Below are 7,363 nucleotides of genomic sequence, written 5' to 3' on the forward strand. Positions count from 1 at the left end.
AGGTTCGGTTTGAAAATGGCATATTTTCCGTTTTTTATTGATATAGAAAATAAAAAAGGTCTGATCGTGGGCGGCGGCAGGATTGCAGCACACAAGGCAGAAAAGATGAAGCCGTTCGGTGCAAAGATTATCATAATAGCACCTGATATCATGGAAAAATTAAAACAGGATCCGGTATTTTTGTGCGAGGAGCGTGCATTTGTGCCGGAAGACATCGAGGGCTGTGCATTTGTCATTGCGGCAACCGATGACAGAGAATTAAACCACAGGATCAGTGCATTGTGTCAGGAAAAAGGGATTTTAATCAATGTGGTGGATGACAAAGATTACTGCGTTTTTCTATTTCCATCCCTTGTGAAAGAGGGAAAACTGACCGCTGGAATCTCCACTGCAGGAGCCAGCCCGCAGATTGCGGCAGAATTAAGAAGCCACATAGCGAGAGAACTGCCGAATCAGATGGAAGAGATCCTTGATTATTTAGAATCGATCCGTGAACCTGCAAAAAAATTGATTGCAGATGACAAGATCAGAGCAAGATTTTTAAAAGAGACGGCACAGCTTTGCATGGATGAAAACCGTGTGCCGGATGAGAAAGAAACGATGCAGCGGATCAGAGATTATTGCCAGAGTGCGGAACAGACTGGATTGGAAAAAATTGTTAGTCTAGGCATGGTAACGCTCGTCGGTGCGGGCTGCGGTGCGTATGACCTGATCACACTGCGCGGTTTAAATGCAATACGGAGAGCCGAGGTGCTTGTCTATGACGATCTGATCGATACGCGTCTGTTAGACCACGCTTCGGAGAGCTGTGAAAGAATTTATGTCGGGAAACGGATCGGTGTACATAGCAGGGAACAGGAAGAAATCAATGCGATCCTGATCGAACATGCGAAGAAAGGCAAACGCGTGGTGCGCTTAAAAGGCGGAGATCCGTTTGTTTTCGGCAGAGGCAGTGAGGAAATGGAAGCGTTAAAGGCGAGAGGAATCCCGGTGACAGAAGTGCCGGGAATCACATCTGCCATTGCGGTTCCGGCGGCAGCAGGAATCCCGGTAACACACCGTGGAAAAAGCCGCAGTTTTCATGTGGTGACGGCACATACGAAAGGTACTGCCGACAGTCTGCCGGAAGGATTAAAAGAACTTGTGGCAGTGGAAGGTACGCTTGTATTTCTGATGGGAATGCACCAGCTTTCAAAACTGGCCGGACGGCTGATGGAGTATGGAAAATCTCCGGAAACACCGGCAGCAGTGGTGCAGGGAAATTTTGATGGAAAAACGGTAAGTGTGCGAGGAACACTTTTTGATATTGGAGAAAAAGTAAAAGAATCCGGGATGCAGTCTCCGGCGGTTATTGTGATCGGGGAGACGGCAGGAATGGAGTTGTAATTAAAAAAAAGAGGAAGCATACTGCAGTGAATGGATCACATTTAAAGCAGAGTGTGCTTCCTCTTTGTATATTATCTGATTAGATGGAAACAACATGAACTGTGTTTCCGTGATCTCGTGCCAGATGTTGTGATCTTTCAGGCAGGTGTAAATTTCCTGTTTGTTCATGTCGGGTTCCTTTTTTGTGAATGTATTTGTTCATATTAAACCATAAATACACGTCAAAGGCAATCGTTGCTATTGCCGGCAACGTCTGCTAAAATGATTTCAATATGAGAAAAAGGCAGGTAGTATTTGTGAGGGCAGAAGAAGTAATACAGGCGGTTGCAGAACTTTGCAGGCATTTTTCGGCGGTGGAGGTGATCTTATTTGGCTCCAGAGCGAAAGGAACAGCACGGGAGAGAAGTGACATTGATGTTGCCGTGTCCGGTGTGAAGGATTTTGATGCACTTGCAGAACAAATAGAAGAATTGCCGACACTGTACAGTATAGATCTGGTAAATATGGATACCTGTAAGAATCAGTTATTGTTGGAGGATATCAGACAATATGGACGAAAAATTTGAAAAACGCTATAGATCTTTTTGTAATTCACTGGATGCACTTGAAGAAGCAAAACAGCGGGATCTTTCGGATTCTTTTGTATTGAGTGGAACCAGTGCAAAATTTAGCATCACATTTGATCTGTCATGGAAAGTTATGAAAGATATACTGATAGAATATTATGCGATGACAGGCTTTATTGCGGGTTCGCCGCGTGAAGTGCTCAAAACATCCTATAAAGCGGAGCTAATTTCAGATGATGCATGGATGGAAATGTTAAAGGTAAGGAATCAGCTTGCGCATGACTACGATTGTGAAATTGTCAAGCATTATTGCAAAACGATCGTGGAACAATATATTGACCTGTTTTATGAATTTAAAAGGAAAGTAGAACAGTTGTTACATGCAGTTGGGTAAACTCTGTCATTAACCCTGCGTTTTGCGGTGTAACTTACGGCAGGGATCTTGTAGATCAAAGTGTTGGCGAGATGAACCGGATTGAAAGCTTTTGCTTCAATGCCATAGTGAGCGAGCAGTGATGTTAAAAGTTTTTCTTTCTCGGACTCATCTGCCATTCCGGTGTCAGATCCCCAAGTGTTACCACACGGTTATTTGCATAATCCATGGATTTTTGGTTCAAAATAATGTTATCTCTCATGCGGTAAGTATAACATAAAACCGGAGAATTTACAGCAATTCTGCAACCCGTTCTTCCACAACAGCCATATCAGTGGTAGGTTCAAACCGTTCTACCACATTTCCATCCCGGTCGATCAGAAACTTTGTAAAGTTCCACTTGATATCAGGGGTGTTACGGAAATCCGGCTGGGTACGGTATAATCCACTTTCGAGCAGCGGGGTGAGAGGGTGGTTTGGATCAAATCCTGCATCCTGATATTTTTCATACAGATCCTGCAGATCATCGTACTACGGGGTAAATCCACAGCGGGTAGCCGTGTTTACAACAAGAACGACCTTCCCCCTTGTAGTCATCCATTTTCACAACATTGCATCTTGCATCCTCTGCTTCATAATCATAAAAATTCATAGTAATCTCCTTTCTTGCGCTGTTTTTTGCGCATCTCAAGTTTGTGTGTAAGCACAAATCTTGCGTGTGAAAAATCTTATTTTTCACACTAAAGTCTTTTTTTAAAATGAATGATTTAAAACAATTAAATTGCACACAATCAAATGTAAAATAAAAATACATCATTTTAATCTATATGTCAAGAAAAAATTAATGCAAAAAAGAGTATTACTCAAAAAAGTAATACTCTCCATCTTCATCCGTGAACCTTTTCCAGCTTGTCTGAAACACATTCTCGATCACATGCGACTGCAGGCACTCATTGGGCGTGCCCACCATGGCAATATTGCGGTTCATGACAACTAGCGTATCTGAGATGCGCACCGCCTGACTCAGATCATGTAAGATCAGAATAATCGTTTTTTCCTGTTTTTTTAATTCCTTTATCATGGCGTAAAATTCGCGCTGACCGGTCAGATCCAGGTAAGTGGTCGGCTCGTCTAACACGATGTAATCACAATCCTGCGCTAACACCATGGCAAAAAACACGCGCTGTCGGATACCGCCGGAGAGCGTGTCGACATACTGGTCGGCATACTGGCTGATGTGGGTAAATTCCATGGCACGGTTTACAATTTCAGTGTCCTCCTTTGATTTCCGGCGGGAAAATCCAAGGTAAGGAAAGCGCCCGTGTTCCACAAGCATTTTAACCGGAATAGCAGGAATGATCGTGCGGACCTGCGGGAGCAGGGAAACTTCTCTTGCACGTTCTTTCGGGGAAATTTTAAGAAAATCCTGTCCGTTTAAGAATATCTGTCCGGCGGTCACTGTGGAAGCACCGTTTAAGCACTGGACCAGAGTGGTCTTGCCACAACCGTTCGGGCCAAGGATTGTGGTGATCTCCCCGTCACGGAAAGTTAATGAGATGTCGTTTAAGATCGGCGTGTGCTGACAGGAAACGGAAACGTTGCGAAATTCAAGCATGGACTCTTCGCCCTCCTTTCTTTTTCAGTAACAGATACAGGAAAAACGGTCCGCCGACGAACGACATGATAATCCCGGCGGGCAGCTCAAATGGAGAGAAGATCATCCGTCCGAGCAGGTCACATAACAGTACAAAACTGCTGCCCAAAAGTGCAGAACAAGGCAAAAGAAAACGTGCATCGCTGCCAAAAAGCCGCCTGCAGATATGCGGGATGATCAGTCCGATAAAACCGAGCAGACCGGCGAAACTGACAACACATCCGGCAAGGATGCTCGCAAGGGACAAAAGCAAAAAACGGGTGAGTGAAACGCGCAGTCCAAGGGAGCGCGCGATGTCATCCCCAAGCCCGAGCAGATTTAACGGATGTGCGAGAAACAAGGAAACAAAGAATGCAATAGCAATACAGAGGCACGGCAGGATCAGCCTGCTTAGGGTAAGCCCGGAGAGGGAACCGATCAGAAAAGACGTCAGGTTCACCGTAATATCCGTATTTAAAAGTTTGATCGTGTTGATGCCTGCACTTAAAAAACTGGAGACTGTAATACCGGCAAGAATGATCGTAGTCCTTGAACTGTCTGAGAGCGCAGCCAGAAAGAAGATCAGCAGTGTGGTGAGCAGGGCGCCGCAAAACGCAAAGACCGGAAGTGCAAATGAGTTTGCCGGGAAAAAGATCATGGCGAGCATGACTGCAAAACCGGAGCCGGAATTGACACCGATCGTGCTTGGACTTGCCAGCGAATTGTTCATCACACCCTGTAAGATCACGCCCGAACAGGATAGACCGATTCCGGCAAAAAGTCCGCCGAGCACGCGTGGGATGCGCACGGTAGTGATTAAAATATAAGAAGTAGAACTGTGGTCTGCCCCGGTCAGACAATGTAAGATATCTTTGAATGCAATATTCACGCTTCCAAATAAAATGCCTGCGCAGACAGACACGAGGAGTAACATACACATCAGAAGGATGGTAATGCTTTTGTGCTTTTTCATAGGGGATTCCTTCCTGCAAAAGTCTTTTGTATTGGTTAAAAAAAGATGGCAAATTTGCTCATTATGGTATCACAGGCAGGGGAAATGCGCAATGGGTTGGTTTTCATTTAAATGTTAAGGTCACTAATAAATTTCATAGTTACTTCAAAAAAGATTACCTTTAGGTTATAATACATGTAATTGGCTCAGAGATTCTGAGCAGTTACGAAAAACCTGCAGGTGATTAGTGTGAAAAATAACATTTTTCACACGCAAGATTTGTGCTTACACATAAACTTGATATGCGAAAAATGGTGTTTTTTATGGCAAAATACAGAAAAAAATTAGAGGCTGATATCCGTTGCCCGCTTGAATACGGTCTTGCGGTCTTTGGTGGCAAATGGAAATCGCGTATTATATGTGTGCTTTCCGCCGATAAAAAACTGCGTTACAGCGAGATACGGAAAGAAATGTATAACATCACAGACGCAGTTTTAGCAGCAACGTTAAAAGATCTCATAGCCGATGGTATTGTCGACCGGAAATCATATGATGAGATACCGCCGAGAGTTGAGTATTCACTTACGGAAAAAGGAAATTCGGTTGTTCCGATATTGCAGAGTATCTGCCGGTGGTCAGATATTTTCTATAAGGAAGATGTGGAAAATGAGATGAAACAGTGCCAGAAATGTGACTATCACAGATAGGATTGTGATATGTAACTATAATAATAAGCAGTAAAACAGAAATCATAAAGGAGACAGGATAAAATGAGAATAGCAGTGACATACGAAAACGGACAGATTTTTCAGCATTTCGGACACACAGAGCAGTTTAAAGTGTACGATCTTGAGGACAACAAAATTGTTAACACACAGGTTGTGGACACAAACGGACAGGGACATGGTGCACTTGCAGGATTTCTTAATTCAACAGATATAGATGTTCTGATCTGTGGTGGCATCGGTGGAGGAGCACAGGCTGCACTTGCTGCTGCGGGAATAAAACTGTTCGGTGGAGTATCAGGTGATGCAGACGAAGCTGTAAAAGCATATCTTGAAGGCAATCTGACATACAACCCGGATGTTCACTGTACACACCACGATCATGAGGATGGTCATTCATGCGGAGAGCATCATTGTGGCGAGGACAAGCATGGCTGTGCGGGAAATCACTAACAAACATTGGCGGTAAGCCATTAACATTATGCCATTATAGATGAACAGCTTCTGAAACTTCGTACACTTGGACTTACAGAGGAAGAAGCAGAGGAAGTTATTATTCAGAATTTTTTAAATTAACAGGCATACTAAGATTTTCTGATTTTCTCCCAAAGTCACAAAAAAAGTCCGATCTTTGTGCATTTTTTCAAGGTACTATCAATGATAGAACGATAAAAAACTTTATTTGCCCCAGCATCATCTTATCCATAAAAAAATCTGTTCTACCTGTTAGATATGAATCTGGCAAACTTGAAGTTATCGGAGCAATTTATATATTTCATAGGCAACCGGCTCACACCATTCATTCGATATCTCTTCACCAGGTACTTCAATTGCCAGATGAGAAAACCATTCATCCGGTGCGGCACCATGCCAGTGTTTCACTTCTGCCGGAATATTGATACAGTCACCAGGCTTCATTTCTGCTGCTTTTGTAAAGCTCTGTTCTTTTGCCACTGTCAAAAAATAGCGCAATAGTCTTAATTCCATATTTTTTATTCCCACAACTTCCATTTTATTCTCTTCATTATATCATTAAATAAAACGAATGCATACAATTTCAATCCTGCCCGCAAATCATATCATTCGTAATGTCCGACACCGCTTCCGGTCATCCAATCCGCAAAAATAGAAAAATAAAAAATGTGGAAAAAACTTCTTGCAATTTATTATCTTTACTGCTATACTCAGTTAAAACATATTATTCCTATACGACAAGTAGGAAATGAAAGGAGCGATACCGTGAAATTTAATACATCTTTGCTGCACGGTGCTTTTCGGGGTGAACCGCAGACGGGAGCAACATTAACACCAATTTATCAGTCGAGTGCATTTGAACAGGAATCGGCGGAGCGTCTGGAAAAGATATTTCATAATCAGGCTCCGGGATTTTCCTATACGAGGATCAATAATCCGACCGTTGAGGCATTTGAGAAAAGGATGACTGTGTTAGAGGGCGGTAAATCAAGCGTTGCCTGTGCATCCGGAATGGCTGCAATGTTTAATGCATTTGCAAATATTTTACAGGCAGGCGATGAGATCGTATCAAGCGCGAGCCTTTATGGTGGAAGCATTGATCTTTTCCGGGATCTGGAAGCATTTGGCATCAAAACACATTATGTGGAGAATAACGATCTTGATGCATTCTGCAAGGCAACCAATGCACACACAAGACTGTATTTTGCGGAGACACTCGGAAATCCAAGACTGGATGTAACAGATATTAAGGCA

The 7,363-nt window shown here is 43.2% G+C and carries 7 protein-coding genes and 4 pseudogenes; 6 read left to right on the forward strand and 5 right to left on the reverse strand.

Annotated features, from left to right (window positions below; all coding sequences use genetic code 11):
* The first annotated feature begins 15 nt into the window (after positions 1-15).
* The 3 genes from cysG to ACDD58_RS00360 all read left to right on the forward strand — a co-directional run bounded on the left by cysG (position 16) and on the right by ACDD58_RS00360 (position 2,346).
* Positions 16-1,386, forward strand: a complete 1,371-nt coding sequence (cysG, locus tag ACDD58_RS00350) for a siroheme synthase CysG (RefSeq protein WP_117921203.1) — start codon at positions 16-18, stop codon at positions 1,384-1,386.
* Positions 1,387-1,682: 296 nt separating this feature from the next.
* Positions 1,683-1,952 carry a nucleotidyltransferase family protein gene (locus ACDD58_RS00355; protein ID WP_117921204.1) on the forward strand — a complete coding sequence of 90 codons (270 nt, stop codon included), beginning with the start codon at positions 1,683-1,685 and terminating at the stop codon, positions 1,950-1,952.
* A complete protein-coding gene (locus tag ACDD58_RS00360) occupies positions 1,936-2,346 on the forward strand; it encodes an HI0074 family nucleotidyltransferase substrate-binding subunit (RefSeq protein WP_117921205.1) in 411 nt (136 codons plus the stop codon). The genes ACDD58_RS00355 and ACDD58_RS00360 overlap by 17 nt, the downstream gene beginning before the upstream one ends.
* Before the next feature lie 270 nt (positions 2,347-2,616).
* Here ACDD58_RS00360 and ACDD58_RS00365 read toward each other — a convergent pair.
* The 3 genes and pseudogenes from ACDD58_RS00365 to ACDD58_RS00375 all read right to left on the reverse strand — a co-directional run bounded on the left by ACDD58_RS00365 (position 2,617) and on the right by ACDD58_RS00375 (position 4,931).
* Positions 2,617-2,977, reverse strand: a pseudogene (locus ACDD58_RS00365) (glutathione peroxidase).
* Between the two features lie 207 nt (positions 2,978-3,184).
* Positions 3,185-3,940, reverse strand: coding sequence for an ABC transporter ATP-binding protein (locus tag ACDD58_RS00370; RefSeq protein WP_117921206.1), 756 nt, complete (start codon positions 3,938-3,940; stop codon positions 3,185-3,187).
* On the reverse strand, positions 3,933-4,931 hold the full coding sequence (locus tag ACDD58_RS00375; RefSeq protein ID WP_117921207.1) for an iron ABC transporter permease: 999 nt from the start codon (positions 4,929-4,931) through the stop codon (positions 3,933-3,935). Before ACDD58_RS00375 ends, ACDD58_RS00370 begins: the two co-directional genes overlap by 8 nt.
* A 302-nt stretch (positions 4,932-5,233) precedes the next feature.
* On the opposite strand from ACDD58_RS00375, the gene ACDD58_RS00380 reads away from it, so the two are divergent.
* The gene (locus tag ACDD58_RS00380) at positions 5,234-5,617 is read left to right on the forward strand and encodes a helix-turn-helix domain-containing protein (RefSeq protein WP_117921215.1); all 384 of its coding nucleotides are present in this window, start codon (positions 5,234-5,236) and stop codon (positions 5,615-5,617) included.
* A gap of 63 nt (positions 5,618-5,680) precedes the next feature.
* Positions 5,681-6,088 (forward strand): annotated as a pseudogene (locus ACDD58_RS00385) (NifB/NifX family molybdenum-iron cluster-binding protein); the annotation flags it as partial.
* A gap of 300 nt (positions 6,089-6,388) precedes the next feature.
* Here ACDD58_RS00385 and ACDD58_RS00390 read toward each other — a convergent pair.
* Together ACDD58_RS00390 and ACDD58_RS00395 are read right to left on the reverse strand one after the other, a co-directional pair.
* Positions 6,389-6,562, reverse strand: a pseudogene (locus tag ACDD58_RS00390) (gamma-carboxymuconolactone decarboxylase); the annotation flags it as partial.
* Positions 6,554-6,622: pseudogene (locus ACDD58_RS00395) on the reverse strand (LysR family transcriptional regulator); the annotation flags it as partial. The pseudogenes ACDD58_RS00395 and ACDD58_RS00390, both read right to left, overlap by 9 nt.
* Before the next feature lie 252 nt (positions 6,623-6,874).
* On the opposite strand from ACDD58_RS00395, the gene ACDD58_RS00400 reads away from it, so the two are divergent.
* The coding region (locus ACDD58_RS00400; RefSeq protein WP_370774936.1) for a PLP-dependent transferase at positions 6,875-7,363 on the forward strand (489 nt) is incomplete at its 3' end.

It is taken from the genome of Roseburia sp. (assembly GCF_041325975.1).
Lineage (GTDB): Bacteria > Bacillota > Clostridia > Lachnospirales > Lachnospiraceae > Roseburia > Roseburia rectibacter.